Source organism: Micromonospora sp. CB01531, assembly GCF_001905095.1.
Lineage (GTDB): Bacteria > Actinomycetota > Actinomycetes > Mycobacteriales > Micromonosporaceae > Micromonospora.
Window position 1 is genome coordinate 1 of record NZ_LWLS01000046.1, and the last position, 24,012, is coordinate 24,012.

At 73.2% G+C, this 24,012-nt stretch carries 18 protein-coding genes and 1 pseudogene; 7 read left to right on the plus strand and 12 right to left on the minus strand.

Annotated elements, in window-relative coordinates; genetic code table 11:
• Positions 1-760: 760 nt before the first annotated feature.
• The 4 genes from uvrC to rsgA form a co-directional block, all read right to left on the minus strand.
• A complete protein-coding gene (gene uvrC / locus A6A27_RS07420; protein WP_073833803.1) occupies positions 761-2,701 on the minus strand; it encodes an excinuclease ABC subunit UvrC in 1,941 nt (646 codons plus the stop codon).
• An 87-nt stretch (positions 2,702-2,788) separates the two neighbouring features.
• Entirely contained in the window at positions 2,789-3,277 is a 489-nt protein-coding gene (locus tag A6A27_RS07425) for a Rieske (2Fe-2S) protein (RefSeq protein ID WP_073833804.1), read from the minus strand.
• Between the two features lie 195 nt (positions 3,278-3,472).
• Entirely contained in the window at positions 3,473-6,415 is a 2,943-nt protein-coding gene (uvrA, locus tag A6A27_RS07430; RefSeq protein ID WP_073833805.1) for an excinuclease ABC subunit UvrA, read from the minus strand.
• A 204-nt stretch (positions 6,416-6,619) separates the two neighbouring features.
• The gene (gene rsgA, locus A6A27_RS07435; RefSeq protein WP_073833936.1) at positions 6,620-7,699 is read right to left on the minus strand and encodes a ribosome small subunit-dependent GTPase A; all 1,080 of its coding nucleotides are present in this window, start codon (positions 7,697-7,699) and stop codon (positions 6,620-6,622) included.
• 289 nt (positions 7,700-7,988) lie between these two features.
• Here rsgA and A6A27_RS07440 point away from each other — a divergent pair, with 289 nt between their 5' ends.
• Positions 7,989-8,708 (plus strand): maleylpyruvate isomerase family mycothiol-dependent enzyme, encoded by a 720-nt coding sequence (locus tag A6A27_RS07440; protein WP_073833806.1) that lies wholly within the window; start codon positions 7,989-7,991, stop codon positions 8,706-8,708.
• A 7-nt stretch (positions 8,709-8,715) separates the two neighbouring features.
• Positions 8,716-9,369, plus strand: a complete 654-nt coding sequence (locus A6A27_RS07445; RefSeq protein WP_073833807.1) for an MBL fold metallo-hydrolase — start codon at positions 8,716-8,718, stop codon at positions 9,367-9,369.
• A 63-nt stretch (positions 9,370-9,432) separates the two neighbouring features.
• Here the strand turns inward: A6A27_RS07445 and A6A27_RS07450 are convergent, their stop codons facing one another.
• Positions 9,433-10,056 carry a DedA family protein gene (locus A6A27_RS07450; protein ID WP_073833808.1) on the minus strand — a complete coding sequence of 208 codons (624 nt, stop codon included), beginning with the start codon at positions 10,054-10,056 and terminating at the stop codon, positions 9,433-9,435.
• Between the two features lie 100 nt (positions 10,057-10,156).
• Positions 10,157-10,831, minus strand: coding sequence for a class I SAM-dependent methyltransferase (locus A6A27_RS07455; protein WP_073833809.1), 675 nt, complete (start codon positions 10,829-10,831; stop codon positions 10,157-10,159).
• A 178-nt stretch (positions 10,832-11,009) separates the two neighbouring features.
• On the opposite strand from A6A27_RS07455, the gene A6A27_RS07460 reads away from it, so the two are divergent.
• On the plus strand, positions 11,010-11,213 hold the full coding sequence (locus A6A27_RS07460) for a cold-shock protein (protein WP_073833810.1): 204 nt from the start codon (positions 11,010-11,012) through the stop codon (positions 11,211-11,213).
• Between the two features lie 74 nt (positions 11,214-11,287).
• Here A6A27_RS07460 and A6A27_RS07465 read toward each other — a convergent pair whose 3' ends face one another.
• The 3 genes from A6A27_RS07465 to A6A27_RS07475 form a co-directional block, all read right to left on the minus strand.
• Positions 11,288-12,190, minus strand: a complete 903-nt coding sequence (locus A6A27_RS07465) for a hypothetical protein (RefSeq protein ID WP_073833811.1) — start codon at positions 12,188-12,190, stop codon at positions 11,288-11,290.
• A 167-nt stretch (positions 12,191-12,357) separates the two neighbouring features.
• Complete coding sequence (locus A6A27_RS07470; protein ID WP_073833812.1) at positions 12,358-14,013, minus strand: CocE/NonD family hydrolase; 1,656 nt, start codon at positions 14,011-14,013, stop codon at positions 12,358-12,360.
• A gap of 2 nt (positions 14,014-14,015) precedes the next feature.
• Positions 14,016-14,564, minus strand: coding sequence for a MarR family winged helix-turn-helix transcriptional regulator (locus A6A27_RS07475; protein WP_073833813.1), 549 nt, complete (start codon positions 14,562-14,564; stop codon positions 14,016-14,018).
• 135 nt (positions 14,565-14,699) lie between these two features.
• Between A6A27_RS07475 and A6A27_RS07480 the strand changes: the two are divergent.
• Positions 14,700-16,772, plus strand: a pseudogene (locus tag A6A27_RS07480) (MMPL family transporter); the annotation flags it as partial.
• Between the two features lie 13 nt (positions 16,773-16,785).
• On the opposite strand, the gene A6A27_RS07485 reads toward A6A27_RS07480, so the two are convergent.
• Complete coding sequence (locus tag A6A27_RS07485) at positions 16,786-18,255, minus strand: DedA family protein (protein WP_073833814.1); 1,470 nt, start codon at positions 18,253-18,255, stop codon at positions 16,786-16,788.
• Positions 18,256-18,386: 131 nt separating this feature from the next.
• On the opposite strand from A6A27_RS07485, the gene typA reads away from it, so the two are divergent.
• Positions 18,387-20,255, plus strand: a complete 1,869-nt coding sequence (typA, locus tag A6A27_RS07490; protein ID WP_073833815.1) for a translational GTPase TypA — start codon at positions 18,387-18,389, stop codon at positions 20,253-20,255.
• Between the two features lie 161 nt (positions 20,256-20,416).
• Here typA and A6A27_RS07495 read toward each other — a convergent pair whose 3' ends face one another.
• Positions 20,417-21,082: a class I SAM-dependent methyltransferase gene (locus tag A6A27_RS07495; protein ID WP_073833816.1), complete on the minus strand. Its 666-nt coding sequence runs from the start codon at positions 21,080-21,082 to the stop codon at positions 20,417-20,419.
• 66 nt (positions 21,083-21,148) lie between these two features.
• Between A6A27_RS07495 and A6A27_RS07500 the strand changes: the two genes are divergently transcribed.
• Positions 21,149-22,012 carry a serine hydrolase gene (locus tag A6A27_RS07500; RefSeq protein WP_073833817.1) on the plus strand — a complete coding sequence of 288 codons (864 nt, stop codon included), beginning with the start codon at positions 21,149-21,151 and terminating at the stop codon, positions 22,010-22,012.
• A gap of 44 nt (positions 22,013-22,056) precedes the next feature.
• Here the strand turns inward: A6A27_RS07500 and A6A27_RS07505 are convergent, their stop codons facing one another.
• Positions 22,057-22,854 (minus strand): tyrosine-protein phosphatase, encoded by a 798-nt coding sequence (locus A6A27_RS07505; RefSeq protein WP_073833818.1) that lies wholly within the window; start codon positions 22,852-22,854, stop codon positions 22,057-22,059.
• A gap of 45 nt (positions 22,855-22,899) precedes the next feature.
• On the opposite strand from A6A27_RS07505, the gene A6A27_RS07510 reads away from it, so the two are divergent.
• The gene (locus A6A27_RS07510; RefSeq protein WP_073833819.1) at positions 22,900-23,997 is read left to right on the plus strand and encodes a mandelate racemase/muconate lactonizing enzyme family protein; all 1,098 of its coding nucleotides are present in this window, start codon (positions 22,900-22,902) and stop codon (positions 23,995-23,997) included.
• The last annotated feature ends 15 nt before the right edge of the window (positions 23,998-24,012 follow it).

Genomic DNA, 24,012 nt, shown 5'->3' on the forward strand with positions numbered 1-24,012 from the left:
CCACCGGGCCACCCCCGGCCACCGGACAGCCAGCCCCCCAACCGGACGACACACCACGCCCAACCAGACCCCAACCAGACAGCCCATCCCGCACAGGCCGGGACCGAACGGGCGTCGACGGACCTCCGGGGCGAACAGCCGACCTTCTGGCGCTCTGAGGGGCCACTTTCCCCGAAAGTGTCGCCTCGTGGTCGCGCAGGGGCACGGTGATCGACTTCATGTGCGGTATGTGGCGGTGTCGTAGGTGATGGATACCGCCGTTTGCGGGATCTCGAGTGGATCAACGGAGGGCACCGGCCATTAGCCGGGGTTGTGGTGCGGGTGCCGGCACGCGCACGTCAACCCTCACCCACCGTCACATCCCGTGGCGGACCAGACCCATCCGCACCCTGCTTTGCTCTGCAGCCACATACGCAACACCCACAGAACGTGACAGCTGCGTATCCGGCTGCAGAGCAAAGCGAGGACGGGGACAATTCCCCTTTGCGAAGCTGGCGGAGGAAACACCTGCTCAGCCCCCTCTCCGGGGGCTGGCGTGCGTATTCGTCAAGACGCCTATCGGTTACGGTGCGTGCCTCAAGGCCAATCAGCCGGCCGTCACGTTCCGTCAAACCACTCCGATGGCTGGCGGGGCGATGTTGACGCAGGCACCTCGTCGCCCGCGCACCCTCGTGACGGCCAGACCGGGCACATGCGCGGCACCGACCGGCGCGGCACCGTTTCTCGCAGAGACCTGGGACGCGCGGCGGGCTGGGGCGAGTCAGGGGGTGGGAGTCGGCTTGGCGCCTTCGTCGAGGGCGGCCAGGATCGCCTCCGCCGTCCGCTTCCCCACCCCGGGCACCTCGCTGATCTCTTCGACCGTGGCGGCGGAGAGGCGCTTGAGCGAGCCGAAGTGGCGCAGGAGGGCCTTCCGGCGTACCTCGCCCAGGCCGGGGATGTTGTCGAGCGCCGACTCGGTCATCCGCTTCGAGCGCCGCTGCCGGTGGAAGGTGATGGCGAACCGGTGCGCCTCGTCACGGACACGTTGCAGCAGGTAGAGCGCCTCCGAGGCGCGCGGGAGGATGACCGGGAACTCGTCGTCGGGCAGCCAGACCTCCTCCAGCCGCTTGGCCAGCCCGCAGAGCGCCACGTCGTCGATGCCCAGCTCGGCGAGCGCCTGCGCGGCCGCCGCCACCTGTGGCGCGCCGCCGTCAACCACGACCAGTTGAGGCGAGTACGCGAACCGGCGCGGACGCCCGGTGGTGGGGTCGATGCCGGGCCGGTCCGGGTCGCCGGCGGTCTCCTCGCCGATCTCCCCGGTCTCGGCGCGCGCGTCGAGGTAGCGGGCGAAGCGCCGGCGGAGCACCTCGGACATCGCGGAGAGGTCGTCGCTGGCACCCCGGATGATGAACCGTCGGTACTCGCTCTTGCGGGGCAGCCCGTCCTCGAAGACGACCATGCTGGCGACCACGTCGGTGCCCTGGATCTGCGAGACGTCGAAGCACTCGATGCGCAGCGGCGATGTCCGCATGCCGAGCGTCTCGGCGATCTCGTCGAGGGCCTTGCTGCGGGTGGTCAGGTCGCCGGCCCGCTTGAGCTTGTGCCGAGCGAGCGCGTCCTTGGCGTTGCGTTCCACGGTCTCCAGCAGCGACCGCTTGTCGCCACGCTGTGGGACCCGCAACGACACCCGGCTGCCCCGGCGCGTGGAGAGCCAGTCGGCGAGCGCGTCGACGTCGCTGGGCAGCTCCGGGACCAGCAGCTCGCGGGGGACGTCCGCCTCGCCCTGCTCGCCGCCGTAGACCTGGGTGCAGAAGTGGTGCACCAAATCGCCGGTGCTCAGGTCTTCGGTCTTCTCCACCACCCAGCCGCGCTGGCCGCGTACCCGGCCATCGCGGATGTGGAAGACCTGGACCGCGGCCTCGAGCGGGTCGTCGGCGAAGGCCACCACGTCGGCGTCGGTGCCGTCGCCGAGCACCACCGTCTGCTTCTCCATGGCCCGGCGCAGCGCGGCCAGGTCGTCACGCAGCCGGGCGGCCCGCTCGAACTCGAGCTCCTCGCTGGCCTCCTGCATCTCCCGTTCGAGCCGCCGGACCATGGTGTCGGTGCGGCCGGCCATGAACTCGCAGAAGCCGTTGACGATCTCCCGATGCCGCTCGGCGGTGACGCTGCCGACGCAGGGCGCCGAACACTTGCCGATGTAGCCCAGCAGGCAGGGGCGGCCGACCTGACCGGCCCGCTTGAACACGCCGGAGGAGCAGGTCCGCGCCGGGAAGACCCGGAGCAGCAGGTCCAGCGTCTCGCGGATCGCCCAGGCGTGCGAGTACGGCCCAAAGTAGCGGACCCCCTTGCGCTTGGCGCCGCGCATCACCTGGAGCCGCGGATACTCCTCGTCCAGGGTCACCGCCAGGTACGGGTACGACTTGTCGTCGCGGTAGCGGACGTTGAACCTCGGGTCGTACTGCTTGATCCAGGTGTATTCCTGCTGGAGCGCCTCGACCTCGGTGGCGACGGTGATCCAGTCCACCGACTCGGCGGTGAAAACCATCTGCCGGGTGCGCTGGTGCAGGTTGACCGGGTCGGCGAAGTAGGAGTTGAGCCGGCTGCGCAGGCTTCGCGCCTTGCCGACATAGATCACCCGGCCGGTGCCGTCGCGAAAGCGGTAGACCCCTGGCGACTCCGGGATGGTGCCGGGTGCGGGACGATAGGTCGAGGGGTCAGCCACGCCGCAAGCCTAGTCCGCACCCCCGACACCCCACCGCCGCCACGCGTCCCCCACCCGGACCCGCGGGCGGGGGACGCCGCCGAGCACTCAGGCGAGGGTGATCTGGTCGCCGGTGACCTTGATGTTCTTCGGGGCCAAGGGCCGGGTGGCCGGGCCCTGCTTCACCGATCCGTCGACGATCGAGAACCTGCTGTTGTGGCAGGTGCAGTTGATGGTGCCGCCGTCGACATTCGACACCGGGCAGCCCTGGTGGGTGCAGATCGGGTCGAAGCCCTTGAACTGGCCCGGCTCCGGCTGGGTGATCACGACGCCCTTGCTGGCGAACACCGCGCCGCCGCCGACCGGGATGTCGGTGGTCCGGGTCAGCGGGCCGATGCTGTCCCGGTTACCGCCCCCGGCGTCGCCGGCGCCGGTCGCGCCCGGGCCGCCGCTGGTCGGCGCCGGGGTCCCCGAACCCGAGCCCTCGTTGTCGCCGCAGGCGGCGAGCACCACTGCCGCGCCGACCGCGCCGGCGCCCGCGAGCAGGGCTCGGCGCGTCTGCGTACCCGGCTCGTTTCCCACCTGATCGTCACTCATGTCCGGCCTCTCTCTCGACTGCCGCCACCCATCATGATCCGTGTCCATTTCTGGACACGGATGACTGTGCCGCGCGGTTCATACGAGCGCGTCACCAAATGGGTACCGAAACCCAGAACGCCCCGGCTTCGCCCGGACGCGCGGACGGGCCGTGCGGCGGGCCGGCGGGTGCGCCGGGCCGCCGCGGCGCTCGGCTCAGCGGGCTCCGGCTGGCACCTTACGGGCACGTGACCTGGCGGTGCCGTTGGCCCGCGCCGCCCGGGTGGTGGCCGCCGTGGCGCCCTTGGCCTCGCCGTCGAGTTTGAGCATCGGACGCAGGAACTGGCCGGTGTGGCTCTCCGGCACCTCGGCGACCTCCTCGGGCGTGCCGGTGGCGAGCACCGTGCCGCCCCGGTGGCCGCCTTCGGGGCCCATGTCGATGATCCAGTCGGCCGTCTTGATCACGTCGAGGTTGTGCTCGATGGTGATCACGGTGTTGCCCTTGTCGACCAGACCCTCCAGCACCATCAGCAGCTTGCGGATGTCCTCGAAGTGCAGGCCAGTGGTGGGCTCGTCCAGCACGTAGACGGTCCGACCGGTGGAGCGCTTCTGCAGTTCCGAGGCGAGCTTGACGCGCTGCGCCTCACCGCCGGAGAGCGTCGGGGCGGGCTGGCCCAGCCGGACGTACCCGAGACCCACGTCGACCAGGGTCTTGAGATGCCGGTGGATGGCTGGGATGGCGGAGAAGAACTCGGCCGCCTCCTCGATCGGCATGTCCAGCACCTCAGCGACCGTCTTGCCCTTGTAGTGCACCTCGAGGGTCTCCCGGTTGTACCGGGCGCCCTTGCACACCTCGCAGGGGACATAGACGTCCGGGAGGAAGTTCATCTCGATCTTGATGGTGCCGTCGCCGGAGCACGCCTCGCAGCGGCCGCCCTTGACGTTGAACGAGAACCGGCCCGGCCCGTACCCCCGGACCTTGGCCTCGGTGGTCTCCGCGAAAAGCTTGCGGATGTGGTCCCAGACGCCGGTGTAGGTGGCCGGGTTGGACCGCGGCGTACGCCCGATCGGCGACTGGTCGACGCCCACCACCTTGTCCACGTGCTCCAGGCCGCTGATCCGGGTGTGCCGGCCGGGGACCAGCCGGGCGCCGTTGATCTGGTTGGCCAGGACCGTGTACAGGATGTCGTTAACCAGCGTGGACTTGCCCGAGCCGCTGACCCCGGTGACCGCGATGAGCTGGCCGAGCGGGAAGTTCACCGTGAGGTTGCGCAAGTTGTGCTCGCGCGCCCCGTGCACCACCAGCTCGCGACCGGGGGTCTGCGGCCGGCGGTGGCCCGGCGTCGGGATCACCTTCCGCCCGGACAGGTACGCCCCGGTGACCGACTCCGCGTTTTCCAGCAGCGCCGGCACCGACCCGCTGTGCACGATCTTGCCGCCGTGCTCGCCGGCGCCCGGGCCGATGTCGACGATCCAGTCGGCGACCCGGATGGTGTCCTCGTCGTGCTCCACCACGATCAGCGTGTTGCCCAGCCCGCGCAGTCGCAGCAGCGTCTCGATCAGCCGGTGGTTGTCCCGCTGGTGCAGGCCGATGGACGGCTCGTCCAGCACGTAGAGGACGCCGACCAGGCCGGACCCGATCTGGGTGGCGAGCCGGATGCGCTGCGCCTCACCGCCGGAGAGGGTGCCCGCCGGGCGGTCCAGGGAGAGGTAGTCCAGCCCGACGTCGAGCAGGAACTTCAGCCGGGCGTTGATCTCCTTGAGCACCCGCTCGGCGATCATCTTCTGCCGGTCGGTGAGCTCGATGCCGGCCAGCAGGTCGGCCGCCTCGCCGACGGAGAGGTTGCAGACCTCGGCGATGCTCTTGCCGGCCAGGGTGACCGCGAGCACCTCCGGCTTGAGCCGGGCGCCCCCGCAGGCCGCGCAGGGCACGTCCCGCATGTAGCCCTCGTACTTGTCCCGCGACCACTCCGACTCGGTGTCCGTGTGCCGGCGCTCGATCCACTGCACCACGCCCTCGAAGCCCGTGTAGTAGGAGCGCTCGCGGCCGTACTTGTTGCGGTAGCGGACGTGCACCTGGTCGTCGGAGCCGTGCAGGATCGTCTTCTGCGCCCGGGACGGCAGCGCCCGCCACGGCGTGTCGATGTCGAAATGCTCGGCCTCGCCGAGGGCCTCCAGCAGGCGGAGGAAGTATTCCAGGTTGTGCCCGGTCGACCAGGGCTGGATCGCGCCGTCGCGCAGAGTGCGCTCCGGGTCCGGGATCACCAGCTCCGGGTCGACCTCCTTCTTGGTGCCGAGGCCGGTGCACTCGGGGCACGCGCCGTACGGGGCGTTGAAGGAGAAGACCCGGGGCTCCAGGTCCTCGATCGCGAGGGGGTGGTCGTTGGGGCAGGCCAGGTGCTCGGAGTAGCGGCGCTCCCGGGCCGGGTCGTCCTCGGGCAAGTCGACGAAGTCGAGCAGCACCAGCCCGCCGGAGAGGCCGAGCGCCGCCTCGACCGAGTCGGTCAGCCGCTGCTTGGCGCTGGGCTTGACGCTGAGCCGGTCGATCACCACCTCGATGGTGTGCTTCTCCTGCTTCTTGAGCTTGGGCGGCTCGGTCAGCGGGTGCACCACGCCGTCGACGCGGGCCCGGGCGTAGCCCTTGGCCTGCAGCTCGGCGAAGAGGTCGACGTACTCGCCCTTGCGGCCGCGCACCACCGGGGCGAGCACCATGAACCGGGTGCCCTCGGCCATGCCGAGCACCCGGTCGACGATCTGCTGCGGGGTCTGCCGGGAGATCCGCTCGCCGCAGATCGGGCAGTGCGGCTCGCCGATACGGGCGAACAGCAGCCGGAGATAGTCGTAGACCTCGGTGATGGTGCCGACGGTGGAGCGCGGGTTGCGCGAGGTGGACTTCTGGTCGATGGAGACCGCGGGGCTGAGCCCCTCGATGAAGTCGACGTCGGGCTTGTCCATCTGGCCCAGGAACTGCCGGGCGTACGACGACAGCGACTCGACGTAGCGGCGCTGGCCCTCGGCGAAGATGGTGTCGAACGCCAGACTCGACTTGCCGGACCCGGAGAGGCCGGTGAAGACGATCAGGGCGTCCCGGGGCAGGTCGAGACTGACGTCACGGAGGTTGTGCTCGCGCGCGCCACGGATGATCAGTCGGTCGGCCACGGTGCGTGTGCTCCCGGAGAAAGAATGTGAGGCGGATCTGTCCGCTCGGAGCGTGGTCTGAGCGGTTTTTCGAGGTTGTCGAGGCGCAGGGAAGACGCCCGAGCAACTCTAGCCCTGAGGTACGACAACTTTCGTCGTGCGCACATTCCCCCAGGTCGGCCCGGTCGCGCCGGCTCCGACGGGCCGCCGCGACCGGTGCTCGACTCAGTATCCGCCGGGAGGCGGCGGCGACGCCGGACGCGCGGCGCGCCGCCGCTCGCCCCGCCAGCTTCCTCGCCGCTCGGCGGCCAGCCGGGCCTGCCGGCGCCGGCTCTCGTACGCCACCTCCCGCTGGAGCCGGCGCCAGCTCTCCCAGCGCCGGACGGACAGTTCCCCGCTCTCCAGTGCCGCCCGCACCGCGCAGGCCGGCTCGGCCTCGTGTGCGCAGTCGGCGTAGCGGCAGCCGGCGGCGAGCTCGGCGATGTCCGCGAAGGCCCGGTCCAGCCCGGCCGAGCCGTCCAGCAGGCCGACCGCCCGGACGCCCGGGGTGTCCAGCACCGCGCCCCCGCCGGGGATCGGCACCAGCGCCCGCCAGGTGGTGGTGTGCCGGCCCTTGCCGTCCACCCGGCGGATCGCCTGGGTCCGCATCACGTCTGCCCCGGCGAGCGCGTTGACCAGGCTCGACTTGCCCGCGCCGGAGGGCCCGAGCAGCCCGAGCGTCCGCCCCGGCGCGACGTACCGGCGCAGCGGGCCCAACCCGGCGCCGCGCTCGGCGCTGACCGGCAGCACCGGCACCCCGGGTGCGACGGCTTCGAGCTGCCGGGCGACCGCCGCCGGGTCGGCGGCCAGGTCCGTCTTGGTGAGTACGAGCAGCGGCTCGGCCCCGGACTCGTGCGCCAGGGAGAGCAGCCGCTCGATCCGCGCGGTGTCCGGCTCGGGGTGCACCGGTTCCACCACCGCGGTGGCGTCCAGGTTGGCGGCGAGCACCTGGCCGCTGGCGTCCTTGCCGGCGGTACGGCGAACCAGCGCGGTGCGGCGGGGCAGCACCGCCTCGACGGTCACCGGCCCGTCCGGCCAGGTGGCCAGCAGCACCCAGTCACCGGCGCAGGGCAGCGCGGTCAGGTCGCGGGCGGCGGCGGCCAGCACCGCGCCGCCCAGGCTGGCCCGGACCGGGCCTTCCGGGCAGAGCACGGTGCAGATCCCCCGGTCGACCCGGGCCACCCGGCCCGGACGGTGGTCGGTGCGCCGTCGTACGTGTGCCGCCCAGTCGGCGTCCCAGCCGAGGGCGGTCAGATCGAGTGTCATGGTGTCCTCATCGGTGTCGAGGGGTTCATGGCGGAACACGCGTGCTAGGACCGGCATGCTCACCACCTCCGTCCCGACTCCCGGTGCCGCGTTCGACGCCGACTTCAGCTCGGCGCGTCTGGCGCCGCGCCGCGACCTGAAGCCGTCGGACCGACGGTAAGGGCGCGGGCCGACGCGCCGAAAGCGATTTCCCCGACGACGCGACGGCGCCCGACCGTTAGGGTCGGTTCGTGAGCGCGAGGAGTGAGCCGGTTCTGCGAGCCCCGCAGTCGCGAGGTGAGGTGGCGCCGTGAGCAACGATCCGCTGCTGTTGACCGGCGAGGTGGCCGACGCCACCGCCCGGTTGCTGCGTACCGTGGCCGGCTTCGACGCCGGGGACGTCGCCGCCGCCTCGCTGCTGCCGCGCTGGACCCGCGGGCATGTGCTGACCCACCTGGCCCGCAACGCCGACGGCTTCGTCAACCTGCTCACCGCCGCCCGCACCGGCGAGGCCGTTCCGATGTACGCCAGCCCGGCGGCCCGGGTGGCCGACATCGAGGGCGGCGCCGCCCGGCCGCCGGCCGCCCACCTGGACGACCTGCGCCGGTCCGCGGGCCGGTTCGCGGCGGCGGTCGCCGCCATGCCGCCCGAGGCGTGGACCGCGACGGTGCAGACACCGCGCGGCCCCCGGGTGGCCGCCCTGCTGGTCTGGGGCCGGCTGCGCGAGGTGGAGGTGCACCACGTGGATCTGGCCGCCGGCTACCGGCCCGCGGACTGGCCGGCGGCGTTCAGCCACCGGCTGCTGCACGAGGTCGCCGCCGACCTGGCCGACCGGGCCGCCGCACCCGCGATGGTGCTGCGCTTCCCCGGCAGCGGCTGCCACGAGTTGGGCATCGGCGACCGGGCCGGGGCGCCCACCGTCTCCGGCGCCGCGCCGGACCTCGCCGCCTGGCTGATCGGCCGCACCGCGGGCGAGGTGCTCACCGTCACTCCCGACGGTCCCCTGCCGAACCCACCGGAATGGATATAGCTGTCCCATGACCTACACCGGAGACGTCACGCCCGGCGGCGAGCCCGCCGTCCGCGAGCTCGACCAGCTCACCATCACCAAGGTGTCGGTGGGTCCGATGGACAACAACGCCTACCTGCTGCGCTGCCGGGACACCGGCGAGCAGCTGCTGATCGACGCCGCGAACGAGGCGCCGCGCCTGCTCGACCTGGTCGGCGACGGCGGGCTCACCGCGGTGGTCACCACGCACCGGCACATGGACCACTGGGTGGCCCTGGAGGAGGTGGTCGCCAAGACCGGGGCCCGCCCGCTGGTGCACGCCGACGACGCCGACGGGCTGCCGATCCCCGCCGAGCCGCTCCGCGACGGCGACACCATCGCGGTCGGTGGCTGCGGCCTGCAGGTGATCCACCTCAAGGGCCACACCCCGGGCTCGATCGCGCTGCTCTACCGCGACCCGTCCGGCATCCCGCACCTGTTCACCGGCGACAGCCTCTTCCCGGGCGGCGTCGGCAACACGGACCGGGAGCCGGAGCGGTTCGGGCAGCTCATCGACGACGTCGAGCACAAGCTGTTCGACCGGCTGCCGGACGAGACCTGGTTCTACCCGGGGCACGGCAAGGACGGCACGCTGGGCGCCGAGCGCCCTGCCCTGCCGCAGTGGCGGGCCCGCGGCTGGTGAGCCGCCCGTCGGCCCCGGCCCGGCGGGTCGGCGCCGACGGCGTCAGGTTTCCGGCCGGCCCACTCAGGACGCCGCGCCCGCGCCGATCACCGCGCGGAGCCGGCGCCGGGTGCCGAGCAGCACCGGAGCGGCGAGCAGGAGGCCGACCGCCATGGTGAGTACCGACGGGTTCGGCACCCCGGGCAGCAGCCCGGTCAGCGCCCGGGCGGTGATGCCCAGCGCCACGTAGGCGCCGGCCCAGAGCGTCGCGCCGAGCGCCGCGCAGGCCACGAACCTCCGGTACGGCATCCGCAGTCCGCCGGCGGCCAGCGGCAGCAGCGCGTTGAACACCGGCAGGAAGGGGGCGACCAGCACCATCCGGCCGCCGCCACGGTGCAGGAGCGCCTCGGCGGCCACCCAGCGCGACTCACCGATCCAGTCACCCAGCCGGCTGCGCCGCAGCCGCTCGCCCCAGCGCCGCCCGGCCAGGAAGCTCAGCGACCAGCCGGCGAGGCAGCCGGCCACCACCGCCGCCACGGTGGCCAGCCCGGTCGCCGGCCGGCCCGCGCCGACCGCCGCGAGCACCGCGGCGTCGCCGGGCACCAGCACCCCGATCAGGGGTACGGCGTCGGCGAGCATGACCATGCCCAGCATCCCCATCAGCAGGGTGGTGGGCAGCTCCCCGACCTGGGCCAGCAAATCCGTCATTCCGCGTACGCTATGGCCCCCGCTACGGGCGCACATCCGGCCGGATCCCCCACCCTCCCCTGATTTCGGCTCGGGGTCGCCCCGAACCGACCGGCACCGGTCATCGTGGACGCAGCACCTGCACCCGGCGTACCGGGGAGTCGACCGAGGGCTCGGTGGTCGGCACCGGGTAGCTGGCGACCACCTCCAGCCGGTCCGGCGGCAGGTGTCCCCGGTCGGGGTCGCCGACCAGCACCTGGACACCCCGGTCGGCGGCCCGCTGCAAAAACGGCAGCACCCGCTCGGCCAGCGCGGCGTCGTAGAGGATGTCCCCGGCCAGCAGCAGGTCGGTGCGGACAGTGCTGTCCAGCAGGTCGCCGGCGGTGGCGGCCACGGCCACCCGGTTGGCCCGGGCGTTGACCGTGACGGCGGCTACCGCGTACGGGTCGACGTCGTTGGCGACCACCCGCGCCGCCCCGGCGAGCGCGGCGGCGATGGCCACCAGCCCGGACCCGGCGGCCAGGTCGAGCACCCGCCGGCCGGCGGCCAGCTCGGGATGGTCGAGCAGGTGGCGGGCCAGCGCCTGGCCGCCGGCCCAGACCGAGGCCCAGTACGGCGGCGGCAGCGACTGTCCGGCGGCCGCCTCCATCCGGGCCCACCAGAGGATCGCGTCCTCGGCGACGTGCAGCCGTACCTCGGGCACGAACGGCGTGGCGACCAGCCGGAGCCGGTCCATGCCGCCGCCGGGCGCGGCGATCTCCCGTTCCAGGTCGGCCAGCGCGGTCTGTGCCCTCATCGGGCCAAGCATGCCGGGTGCCGACTCCACGCGGAGGGATTTTTCCGCTCGACGCGTATTCGCGAGGCACGCCGGCACTTCCGCCAGCGGATCCCGGTTCGGCCGGTTACTGTCGGGAAGGTACAGGGCGATCATCGGCTGCGGCCGGTGCTCACCCGCTTTGAACAGGGAGAGACGCATGGCAACCGGCACGGTCAAGTGGTTCAACTCGGAAAAGGGCTTCGGCTTCATCGAGCAGGACGGCGGGGGTCCGGACGTGTTCGTCCACTACTCGGCCATCCAGAGCAGCGGCTACCGCGAGCTGCAGGAGGGTCAGAAGGTCGAGTTCGAGGTGACCCAGGGGCAGAAGGGCCCGCAGGCGGACAACGTCCACCCGATGTAGTTTCGTGCCGGCGGCGGCGGTCGGGCGCGCCCGACCGCCGCCGAAGCGCATCCCCAGCCGGGCGCGCCGGCCGGTCAGGCGGCCAGCCGCCGGGACAGCTCGTCGGCGACCTGCCGGGCGATCTCCGGCGACAACGCGGCGGCGATCGCCTCCGGGGTGAGCTGCGCCAGCAGCAGCGGCGCGAGCGCGGCGGCCAACGCCGGCACGTCGACCGGTGGCCGGCCGGCGACCGTGGCCAGGTCGGCGCGGATGCCGTTCACCTGGTCGACGAGCCACACGGGCCCGCCGGCCCCCTTCAGGTCGCTCCGTATCTTGGTGCGGCCGTTGGCGATGGCCTCCATCCGCCCGTCGGTGTACCCGGACTGGCTGACCAGGGTGGGCAGCACCGCGGCGAGTTGGTTGAGGACAGCGGCGTGCGCGTCGGTGAACTGGGCCATGGGGTCCTCCAGAAGTCCGATGCCGGTCAGGTAGCGGCGGAACAGCGGGGTCTGGTCCCGGCCCGCCTTGGTGGAGTCGCGGAAGAAGCTGAAGTGGGTGTGCGTCAGGTGGCTGGAGTCGCCGGTGGTGCGCTTCCGCAGCCGGTCCCACCGCTTCACCACCTTGCCGTCCGGCGAGTAGATGATCTCTCTGAGGTCCCGCGCGTCCGACTCGTTGGCGACGCACTGCGCGACGCACCAGGCGGAGAAGGTGCGCAGGTTGTGGGTCCGGCCGCCGGAGCGGACCGTGAACATCCCGACGTCCAGGGCGGACGCGTCCAGGGTCAGGCCGGAGGAGTCCCGGGTGGACTCCACCACGGAGTAGTCGTTCTTCACGACCCGGTCGGAGCCGCAGTGGTATCCGCCCCGGTGGTTGGCGTCGCCGACGATGCCGACCTCGCCGGGTTCGAGATCCTCCGGCCGCACGGCCTTCTTGTCGACGTTGAGGTGGGTGAGCAGCAAATTGCGGACGGCCAACAGGTTGTTCGGGGCCCGCGTCATCGGATTCCCCCCTTGTGGATCGCCAGCCGGCCGGGCACGACAATCACTCCGCGTGATGCGGACGATCCGGGGACGCACCCGGTCGGTACGGTGCACGGCGCCGGGCAACTGACCCGAGAATATCCACGCCGACAGGCAACTGCCCAGGTCAGAGGCACTATCTGCAACTATGAAGGGGCTGCGGGCGCTGCCGCGGCCTGCGGCAGCACCAGGGCGGACGGATGCGCGGGGTCATGCAGCACCTCCCGCCATCCAGCACGGAGGGTGACGGCTGTACCCAGCGGTTCTCCGGTGCCGGGGTTGCGCGCGTAGCGCGGGTGCGCACCGCCGGACACCTGCACGCGCAGCCGGTGCCCCGGCGCGAAGCGGTACGCCGTCGGCCAGAGGGTGACCGGCACCCGGACCGCGCCGGACGGATCGACCGGGAAACGCCCCGGCGCCACCCGGACCAGGCCGTCGCAGACGTTCCAGGACCGACCGCGGTGGTCCACGTCGCAGAGGCGGACGAAGACGTCCAGGTAGGAGAGTTCACTGCGAACGTGGATCTCGGCGCGGACCGGGCCGACCACCTCGACCGGGCCGTCCAGCGGCTCGCTGGTGTAGGTCAGCACGTCGGGCCGGGCCTCCACCGGCCGGTTGTCCACGGCGCCGGCCCGCTGGGCGACCAGCAGCGGGCCACCGAGCGACGGGGTGGGGTCGGCCGGGTCGTACCAGATCCGGTCGGGCGGGGAAGACGCCGGCGCGGCCGGGTCGAGGGCCTGGCCGGCGTGCAGGTGCCAACGGGTCGGCACGGCGGGCGGGGGCCAGTCGGGCAGGTCCCGCCAGCCGCCGCCGACGCCGCCGACGTGCACCCGCACCGGTGCACGCCGGACCGCCCGGCGGCCGGCCAGGTGCGTGTCGAGCCAGTCCAGTCCCTCCCTGAGGGCCGCCACCAGGAGCCCGGGGCTGCCGTGGGTCCACGGGCCGACGGTCAGCCGGGGCCGGGCCCCGGCCGACCGGAGCCGGGCGTAGTCGTCGAGCTGGGCGGGGAGGAAGATGTCGTGCCAGCCGCTGATCATCGCCACCGGCGCCCGCACGTCGGCGATCCGGTCGCCGAAGACCCGCAGCCGCCAGTAGTCGGCGTCGGGAGTGTGGTGGCGCAACCACTCCTGGAAGAACGGCACGGTCACCCCGGTGGCGATGTGATCCGCCTCGGCGAGCGGCAGGTGGGCCAGCGCGCGGACCAACCGGGGTTGCCCCCGCCGGAGCTCCCACTGCCGGGCCAGCCAGGGCACGGTCTGCGCCTGCAGCAGCTCCGCCCAGGTGAGCACGGTGTCCAGCGCGAACGACTCCCCCGCGTACGTCGAATCCCGGGTGGCCGAGGCGGTCACCACCATGACCATCGCGCGCAGCTCGTCGGCCGCCTCGGCGGCGAGCGCCCATTGCACGAAGCCCTGGTAGCTGGCGCCGAACGTGCCGAACGACCCGGACCACCAGCGCTGCCGGCGCAGCCAGTCGAGGGTGTCCAGGCCGTCGTCGCGCTCGTGCACCAGCGGGACGAACGCACCGCCGGAGCCGTAGGTACCCCGGCAGGACTGGATCACCACGTGGTAGCCGCGCTCGGCGACGAGCCGGCCCAGCAGCCGGATCGGCCCACCGCGCCCGTACGGGGTCCGGATGAGCACGGTGGGCGCGCCCGTCAGATCCGGGGCGTAGTGATCGGTGCGCAGCGTGACCCCGTCCCGCACCCGGACCGGGATGTCCCGCCTCACCGCGACCCGCCGCGTCCGGACGGCAGGCAGCCGCAGCGCGGCGGCGGCGAGCCGGGTGAGCAGCCCGTCCATGTTCAGTCCGCGGGCGATCCCGCGGCGGCCGGGTCGGCGCCCGCCGCCCGTCGGGCCGGTTCGCCCCGGGCCGCGCGGACGGCGTCCCGGTGCTCCCGCATCGAGACCACCATCTCGGCCATGAACCGGTGGACGACCGCCAGCTCCTCGTCGCTGAACCGGGCCATCACCTCGTCGGTGCGCCGGCCGAGCGGGCCGAAGAAGCTGCGGGCCACGGCGGCGCCCTGATCGGCGTAGTGCAGGAACACCTTGCGGCGGTCGGCGGTGTCGCGGTCGCGCCGGATGTGGCCGGCCCGTTCCAGCCGGTCGATCAGCGCGGTCACCGAGCCGGAGGAGAGGTTGAGCTGCTCCCCGAGGCGGCCCGGGGTGATCGGGTCACCGACCAGTTCGGCGTCCATCACTGCGATCAGGGCGTGCAGGTCGGTGACGTTGAGCCCGTGCAGGCCGGCGAACGCGTGCCCGACGTGCTGCGCGTCCACCGAGTAGCGCCGCAGGTCGTTGGTGATGTCGGCGATCATCTGCCCGCGCCGGTCGTCCCGCCGCCGGTACATGCTCTGCGCTGCCACGTCTCGCCGCTGCCCCCTGTCCGACCGCTCCGGTTGCAGCATAGAGCAGCTGCAGATAATCTCGCCCATCAAGATACTTGCCAGGCGAGATTCGATCCCGAGGACCGTGAGGGCATCCCCATGTCACTGTTCACCCGCGTCGCCCGGAGCCGGCTGGCCGCCTGGCTCACCGTGGCCGTCGCGCTCGTCGTCGGCGTGATCGTCTTCGGGCTGCCCCGACCCGACAACCCCGCCCCCGTCTCCGCCACCGGCCTCTCCATCCGGTGGCAGTCGACGCAGGTCGAACGCCTGCAGGAGCAGTTGCCGGCCAGCGGCGGCCAGCCCGCCGTCGTCGTGATCAACCGCGCCGACGGGACACCGCTGACCGGGTCCGACCGGACCGCCCTCGCCGGCGCGTCGGCCGCGCTGGGGCGGCTCGCCGTCGGTGGCCGGGTCGCCCCGCCGCAGCTCTCCCCCGACGGCACGGTGGCGCTGGTCGCCGTGCCGCTGTCCACCGCCGGCGGCCAGCAGGCCGTGGTCGACGAGGTGGCACAGCTCCGCACCGCCCTGGCCGACCTGCCCGACGAGCTGACCGTGGCGGTGACCGGCGCGCCGGCCATCACCGCGGACCTCACCAAGGTCTTCGCGGGCGCGGACGTCACGCTGCTCGCGGTCACCGCCGCCGTCGTGGCGCTGCTGCTGCTCGTCACCTACCGCAGCCCGTTCCTGTGGATCGTGCCGCTGCTCGTGGTCGCCGCGGCCGAGCAGCTCACCCAGCGCGCCGTGGACACGCTCGTGCCCGCGCTCGGGATCCACCTCCAGGACGGCCAGGTCACCGGGATCGCCAGCGTGCTGGTCTTCGGCGCCGCCACCGACTACGCCCTGCTGCTGATCGCCCGCTACCGGGAGGAACTGCGCCGCACGGAGAACCGGTTCACCGCGATGCGTGCCGCCCTGCGCCGGACCGCCGAGCCGATCCTGGCCAGCGGCTCCACCGTGGTCCTCGGCGTGCTCACCCTGCTGCTGTCCGAACAGGAGACCAACCGCGCCCTCGCGGTCGCCTGCGCCACCGGCGTCGCGTTCGCCATGCTGTCGGCGCTGTTCGTGCTCCCCGCCGCGCTGGTGATCTTCGGGCGGGGCCTGTTCTGGCCGTTCGTGCCCCGGATCGGCAGCCCGGCCCGGGAAGGCCGGCTCTGGGGGCGGCTCGGTGCCGTCGTCGTCCGCCGGCCGGTGCCGGTCGCGGCGCTCGCCACGCTGCTCCTCGCCGGCCTGGCCCTCGGCGGCCTGGGAATCCGGACCGGGCTGTCGGAGACCGAGCAGTTCCGGGTGAAGCCGGAAGCGGTGGCCGGCGCGGAGACCCTCGCCCGTGCCTTCCCGGCCGGGACCACCCAGCCGGTCGCCGTGCTGACCAACCCCGGCGCGGTGCCGGCCGTCCTGGCGGCCGCCGAGCAGGTCGACGGCATCGCCGCCGCCCGGCCCGGCGCGACCGGCGACCGGGTCGCCCAGGTCGACGTCGTGCTCGCGGCCGAGCCGGGCACCGCCGCCTCGGACCGCGCCGTCGAGGCGCTGCGGGACGCGGTCGCCGCGGTACCCGACTCCGCGCCGCCCGCCGTCGCCGGCGCCGAGGCCCCGCCGGGGGCGGTGGTCGGCGGCACGGTCACTGCCACCTACGACTCGGCCCGGGCGGATGCACAGGATCTGCGGGTGATCCTGCCGATCATCCTGCTGCTCGTCGGGGCGGTGCTGGTGCTACTGCTGCGCGGCGTGCTGGCGCCGGTCCTGCTGGTGCTCACCGTCATCGCCTCGTTCTTCGCCAGCCTCGGCGCGGCCTGGCTGCTCTTCGACCACCTGCTGGACTACCCGGCGCTGGACAGCGGCGTGCTGCTGCTCGCCTTCGTGTTCCTGGTGGCCCTCGGGGTGGACTACAACATCTTCCTGGTCACCCGCGCCCGCGAGGACGCCCGCGAGGCCGGCACCCGCGCCGGCATGCGCTCCGCGCTGCGGGTCACCGGCGGGGTGATCACCAGCGCCGGGGTGCTGCTCGCGGCGGTCTTCGCCGTGCTGGGCGTGCTCCCGCTGATCACGCTCACCCAGATCGGCGTCATCGTCTGCGTCGGCGTCCTGCTGGACACGCTGCTGGTCCGGACGGTGCTGGTGCCGGCGCTGGCGTTCGTGCTCGGCGACCGGTTCTGGTGGCCGGGCCGGATCCGCCGCGAGCCGCAGCACCCTAAGCAGGATCGGCGGGGCCCTGGGGGGCGGGCGACGCCGCTCCGGACGGGCGCGGTCGGGGCAGATGCCCCGCCCCCAGCCACTCCGCCGGGCCGTCGGGCTCCGTTGTGGACGGCGGATCGGCCACGCCGACGGCCCGGTCCCGGGTGGCCCAGGCGACCATGAACACCGTGGTCCAGGCGGCGCCGAGCAGGACGGACGTGGCGGTGCCGCTGGCCGTACTCCAGCCCAGGTAGAGCCGGGCGCCGCCGACGGCGAACACCCCGGCCACGGCACCCGTCCACACCGCCACGGCGACCGGCCAGCGCGCCCCGCGGGACAGCAGCCAGGCCAGCGTGCCGAAGCTCGCCGTCACCACCGTGATCTGGGTGGGCAGGAGCACCGGCGTGTCGCCAGGACCGCCCGGGCCGGTCAGGTCGGCGACCACGGCCAGCACGACCAGCGGCACGAACGCCCCCACCGTGCCGACCACGCTGAGCAGGTCGGCCCGCCAGGGGCGGCTCCGCCAGGCCAGCACCGCCGCGACGACCGCCACCGCGGCGATCAGGGACGACCCGCGCAGCACCGAGACGGCGGCCAGCGCCGCGTCGGCCACCCCGGGGGTACGCCGGGCGGCGAACCACTCCGCGATGAGGCCGTCGACCACCCCGAGCCCGCTGTGCCGGACCACCGCCTCCAGCACCGCGGCGACGGCCAGGCCGGCGGTGAAGAGCAGCAGCAGGCCGGCAGCGAGGTTGAGCAGCAGCGTCCAGGCCGGCCCGATCCGCATGGCGACCAGGAAGAACAGCACCCCGTACCGGGCGCGCAGCCAGCGCAGCGGGGGCACGGCGGCCGCCCGGGCGGCCAGGGCCCGGGCCGGGTCCGGGTTGCGGCCGAGCCAGCGACCGGCCAGCACCACCCCGACCAGGCAGAGCAGCAGCACCAGCACCGCCCCGGTGGCCCGGCCGAGCAGCCGGGACACCTGCGCGTACGACTCGCCGGCGGCGTATCCGGCCAGCACGGACGCGCCGACCCAGCTCACCACCCCGGCCAGGTTCCACGCCGCGAACCGCCGGTACGGCAGGCCCGCCGCGCCGGCCAGCCGGGGCGCCAGGGTACGGGCGAAGGCCACCCAGCGGGCGGCCAGCACACCGCGACCGCCGAGCCGGTCGAGCAGCGAGTCGGCCCGCTGCCACCGGTCGGCGCCGATCCGGGCACCGAGGCCGGAGGCGCGTAGCCGGGGCCCGTACCGGCAGCCAGCCCGGAAGGCGAGTGTGTCACCGATCACGGCGGCGGCTGTCATGGCCAGCAGCGTGGGGACGAGCCGTAGCGTCCCCGCGTACGCTAGGAAGCCGACCAGCAGCAGGGTCGCCTCGCCCGGCACCAGCAGTCCGAAGATCACCGCGGTCTCACCCGCGACGATCATCGCGGCGACCAGGTAGATCAGCAGGGCCGGCAGGGCCTGCAGCCACGTCAGCAGGTCAGGCATCCGGTCCCCCGCACGAGGACCAGCATGCCAGTCACTGGAACGGTCGGAACAGCAGTTTCGGCAGACATCCGGGCGATCTCGGGGTGACCCCGACGCGCGCCCCGGCAACCGCAGACAGGAGTATGGAGGGTATGCAGCTTCGCACCGACCTCCGCAACGTCGCCATCATCGCCCACGTCGACCACGGCAAGACAACCCTGGTCGACGCCATGTTGCGGCAGGCCGGCGCCTACGGCGCCCGCGGTGAGGTCACCGAACGGGTCATGGACTCGATGGACCTCGAGCGGGAAAAGGGCATCACCATCCTGGCCAAGAACACCGGCGTGCACTACCTGCCGGCGGACGGGTCCGACCCGGTCACCATCAACATCATCGACACCCCGGGCCACGCCGACTTCGGCGGCGAGGTCGAGCGCGGCCTGACCATGGTCGACGGGGTGGTGCTGCTGGTCGACGCCAGCGAGGGCCCACTCCCGCAGACCCGGTTCGTGCTCCGCAAGGCCCTCAAGGCCCGGCTGCCGATCATCCTGGTGATCAACAAGGTGGACCGGCCCGACGCCCGGATCAAGGAGGTCGTGGACGACACCTACGAGCTCTTCCTCGACCTGGACGCCGACGAGGAGCAGATCGACTTCCCGATCGTCTACGCCTGCGCCCGCGACGGCATCGCCTCGCTGACCCAGCCGGCCGACGGCGCGGTGCCGGACGACAGCCACAACCTGGAGCCGCTGTTCCGCACCCTGCTGGACACCATCCCGGCGCCCGCGTACGAGGAGGACGCGCCGCTGCAGGCGCACGTCACCAACCTCGACGCCTCACCGTTCCTGGGCCGGCTGGCGCTGTGCCGGGTCCGGCAGGGCACCATCAGCAAGGGCCAGACCGTGGCCTGGTGCCGCACCGACGGCAGCACCCAGCGGGTCCGCATCTCCGAGCTGCTGATGACCGAGGGCCTGGAGCGCAAGCCGGCGGAGAGCGCCGGCCCCGGCGACATCATCGCCGTCGCCGGCATCCCGGAGATCATGATCGGCGAGACCCTGGCCGACGCGGAGAACCCCGCCCCGCTGCCGCTGATCACCGTCGACGAGCCGGCCATCTCGATGACCATCGGCACCAACACCTCGCCGCTGGTCGGCCGGGTCAAGGGCGCCAAGGTCACCGCCCGGATGGTCAAGGACCGCCTCGACAAGGAGCTGATCGGCAACGTCTCGCTGCGGGTGCTGCCCACCGAGCGTCCCGACGCCTGGGAGGTGCAGGGCCGCGGCGAACTGGCGCTGGCCATCCTGGTCGAGCAGATGCGCCGCGAGCAGTACGAACTGACCGTCGGCAAGCCGCAGGTGGTCACCCGGGAGATCGACGGGAAGACCTGCGAGCCGGTCGAGCGGCTGACCATCGACGCCCCCGACGAGTACCTCGGCGCGATCACCCAGCTGCTGGCCACCCGCAAGGGCCGGATGGAGCAGCTGGTCAACCACGGCACCGGCTGGATCCGGATGGAGTGGCTGGTCCCGGCCCGGGGCCTGATCGGCTTCCGCACCGAGTTCCTCACCGAGACCCGCGGCACCGGCATCCTGCACCACGTCTTCGAGTCGTACGAGCCGTGGTTCGGCGAGCTGCGGACCCGGGCCACCGGCTCGCTCGTCGCCGACCGCTCGGGCGCGGTCACCGCGTTCGCCATGACCAACCTGCAGGAGCGCGGCCAACTCTTCATCGAGCCCGGCACCGAGGTGTACGAGGGCATGATCGTCGGGGAGAATTCCCGCTCCGACGACATGGACGTGAACATCACCAAGGAGAAGAAGCTCACCAACATGCGCTCCTCGACCTCGGAGGAGACCGAGAAGCTGATCCCGCCGCGCAAGCTGTCGCTGGAGCAGGCCCTCGAGTTCTGCCGCGAGGACGAGTGCGTCGAAGTGACCCCGGCCGCGGTCCGCATCCGCAAGGTGACCCTCGACCAGACCCAGCGCGGCCGGATGGCCGCCCGCCGCAAGCACGCCGGCTGACCCCAGCCCACCCCGGAGCCCGGACCGCCCCCAGCGGCCCGGGCTCCACCCTTCCCCCACCCGCGGCCCCGGCGTCGATCATGGAGTTGGCGGCAGTCCTGAAGCGGAAAATCGCCGCCAACCCGATGATCAAACCGGGGTCATCGCGGGGCGTGCGTAGGTCAGGCGGGTTTGGTGGCCTGGAAGGCCAGGATGTCGGGGATGGGGGTGGCACCGGACTCCTGGACGCGGGCGAGGGCCAGGCCGGCCGCGGTGACCGCATTGAGCAGATCCGCCAGCGGCACGTGCCAGGCACCCACCCGGGCCCGGACGCCGCTGGAGTTCCACGACCGGAAGCTGCGCTCCCGCTCGCCGTACCCACCGTCGATGACGATGCGCGCCGGGTCGGAACGGTCCGCGAACGGGCCGATGAAACAGGGGTGCACGCCGATGTGGACGAAGCGCCCGCCGGGGACGAGCACCCGAGCGGCCTCCGCGACCACCGCCGGGTAGGCGGGCAGGTCGGTGTGCCCGAGTACACAGGTGACCGCACAGACGCTCGCGTCGGCGACCGGGAGCCGAGCCGCGTCGCCCCGGGCCACCGGCAGCCGGGTACGGGCGTACCGCAGCTGCCCGCCGGACAGGTCGACCCCGACCGGCTGCCAGCCCAGCCGACGCAGCTCGGCGGCGTGCACCCCGGTGCCGCAGCAGACATCGAGACAACGACCCGGCCCGTTGCCGAGCAGGTCGGCGAGCTGGCGACGGACCCGGAGCTGGTAGTCCGCCGAGGTGTCGGTGACGAACTGCTCATACCAGTCGGCGATGGCGTCGTACGCGGCGGTCGTCACCCCCCGCACGCTAGACGGCCGTCGGGCGGGCCGCAGCCCCGCCGGCGATCGACTACGGTCACCGGCATGACCTGGGAGGATCTCGACTCGTACCTCGACAAGGCGCCCGGCACCATCTCCGCGTACGTGGGGCGGCTGGGCGCCCCGCCCACCTGGACCCGCCTGCCCGACGCCACCCACTACGCGGCCAGCACCATGAAGGTCGGGGTGCTGGTGGCGCTGCACCGCGCTGCCGAGGCCGGCCGGCTGGACCTGGACGCGCCGGTGCCGGTGCACAACGCCTTCGACTCCGCCCTGCCGGGCGCACCCCGGTTCGCCAACGCCCGGGACTACGACAACGACGACGCGGTCTGGGACCGGGTCGGCAGCACCGCGTCGCTGCGCTGGCTCGCCGAACGCATGATCGTCCGGTCCAGCAACCTGGCCACCAACATCGTCATCGGCGCGGTGGGACTGCCGGCGGTGGCCGAGGCGTGGGCGCTGAGCGGGGCGCGGCACAGCGTCACCGGCCGCGGCATCGAGGACTCGGCCGCCCGGGAGGCGGGCATCGACAACCTGGTCACCGCGGCCGACCTCGCCGCCCTGCTCGGCGGGCTGGCCCGCGGCGCCCGGGAGCCCGGCCCGCTGGCCTCCCCGGCCGGCTGCGCGTCCATGCTGGACGTCCTGTTCGCCCAGGAACACCGTGAGGACCTCGCCGCCGGGCTGCCCGCGGGAACCCGGATCGCGCACAAGAACGGCTGGGTGCGCGGCATCCGGCACGGTGCCGGAGTGGTCTTCCCGGCCGACGCGCCGCCGTACGCGATCGTCGTCTGCACCACCACCGACCTGGCCGACGGCGGCCCGAGCGGCGAGGAGGACGACGACGCCTGCCGCCTGATCGCGCACGTCTCCGCGCACGTCTGGGCATCCCGGCACGACCTGGCCGACTGACCGCACCCCGCCGGCCCGCCGACGGGCGGGCCGGCGGCCAGGGCTCACTCCAGCAGCTGCGCGCGCAGCGCGGCGACCGTCTCGTCGGTCACGCCCAACCCGTCGCGCAGGTACGCCCCGAACGAGCCGTGCGCCCGCCGGACCTCGTCGTACGCGGCATCCAGGTATTCCGGCCGCACCTCCAGCAGCGGGCGCGCGCTCGCCGGGTCCAGATTCGACCGCCCCCGGGTCATCGCCGCCAGCAGCACCTCGCGCAAGCTCTCGGTCAACTCGTTGTGCCGCAGGTAGTCGGCCCGGATCGCCGCCTCGTCCACGCCGAGCGCGGTCAGCAGCACCACCGACAGCCAGCCGGTCCGGTCCTTGCCGGCCGAGCAGTGGAACAGCAGCGGCAGGTTCGCCCCCTCGGCCGCGAGCCGCACGGCCGCCCCGAACCCGGCGCGGGCGGACTCCCCGGTGACGAACCACCGGTAGATCGCCGCCATCGCCGCCGGCATACCCTCCCGGGCCAACTGCTCGTACGCGCTCAGGTCGTGGCCGAGCAGCACGGCCGAGACGTACGTGAAGACGGGGTGAGCCGGGTCGTAGACCGGCAGGTGCACCACCCGCGGCTCACCGGCCAGGCGGTCCGGCGGGGCGACCTCCTGCTCGCTGGCGTGCCGCAGGTCCACCACGCAGGCGGGCGCCAGCTTGCCCAGCACCGGCAGGTCCTCGTCGGTGAGCCGACCCAGCGCGGCGGTACGGATCAGCCGACCCGGGCGGACCCGCCGCCCATCGGATGTCGGCAGACCGCCGAGGTCGCGCGCGTTCGGTGCGCCCACCAGTGCCCAGTCCCGTTCCGTCATCGGCCCTCCCCAGTCGCCGGCAAACCTCCGTATAGGGTGCCGCACATGACGATCGCCGCGGTACGCACCCACCGGCTCTCCGCCCCCTTGCACACCCCGTTCGTCACCGCGCTGCGCCGCACGACCACGGTGGACACCCTGGTCGTCGAGGTCGTCGACAGCGACGGGCGGTCCGGGTTCGGCGAGGCCCCGCAGGTCTGGCAGGTCACCGGGGCGTCGATCGCCGGCGCCGAGGCGTGCGTCCGGGACCTCCTCGCCCCCACGCTGACCGGACGGGACGCCGACGACCTTCAGGCCCGCTGCGCCGAGGTGCGCCGGACGGTGGTCGGCAACGAGTCCGCCAAGGCGGCTGTCGACGTCGCCCTGCACGACCTGGCCGCGCGGCGGCTCGGCGTACCGCTGGTGCGGCTGCTCGGCGGCACCAGCCTGCGCGTCCCGACGGACGTCACGCTGGCCGCCGGCGACGCCGTGGACCTGGCCGCCGCCGCGAAGCAGCGCCGGGCCGAGGGGTTCACCGTGCTCAAGCTGAAGGTCGGCACCGACGCCCGGGGCGACCTGGACCGGGTCCGCGCGGTCCGCGCGGCGGTCGGCACCGACGTGCGCATCCGGCTGGACGCCAACCAGGGTTGGACCCCGCGCGAGGCGGTCCGGGTCATCCGGGGCATCGAGGACGCCGGACTGGACGTCGAACTGGTCGAGCAGCCGGTCCACCGGAGGGACCTGGATGGGCTGGCCTGGGTCAGCGACCGGGTCGACCTGCCGATCCTCGCCGACGAGTCGGTCTTCGACGTCCGCGACCTGGTCGAGGTGATCCGCCGGCGGGCGGCCGACATGGTCAACGTCAAGCTGGCCAAGTGCGGCGGCCTGCACACCGCGCGGACGCTGCTCGACCTGGCCGCCGCGCACGGGATGGGCACCATCGTCGGCTCGATGATGGAGAGCCCGGTGGGCGTGGGCGCCGCGGCCAGCCTGGTCGCCGCCTACGGCACCACGGCCGTCTCCGACCTCGACGCCGCATGGTGGCTCGCCTGGTCACCGGTGGGCGGCGGAATCCGGTACGACGGCGCGAGCGTCCTGCTGCCCGACGAGCCCGGCCTCGGCATCTCGGCCATGCGTGAAGTCAATGTGCACGCCCGCAGTTGATGGCTGGTGAAATTT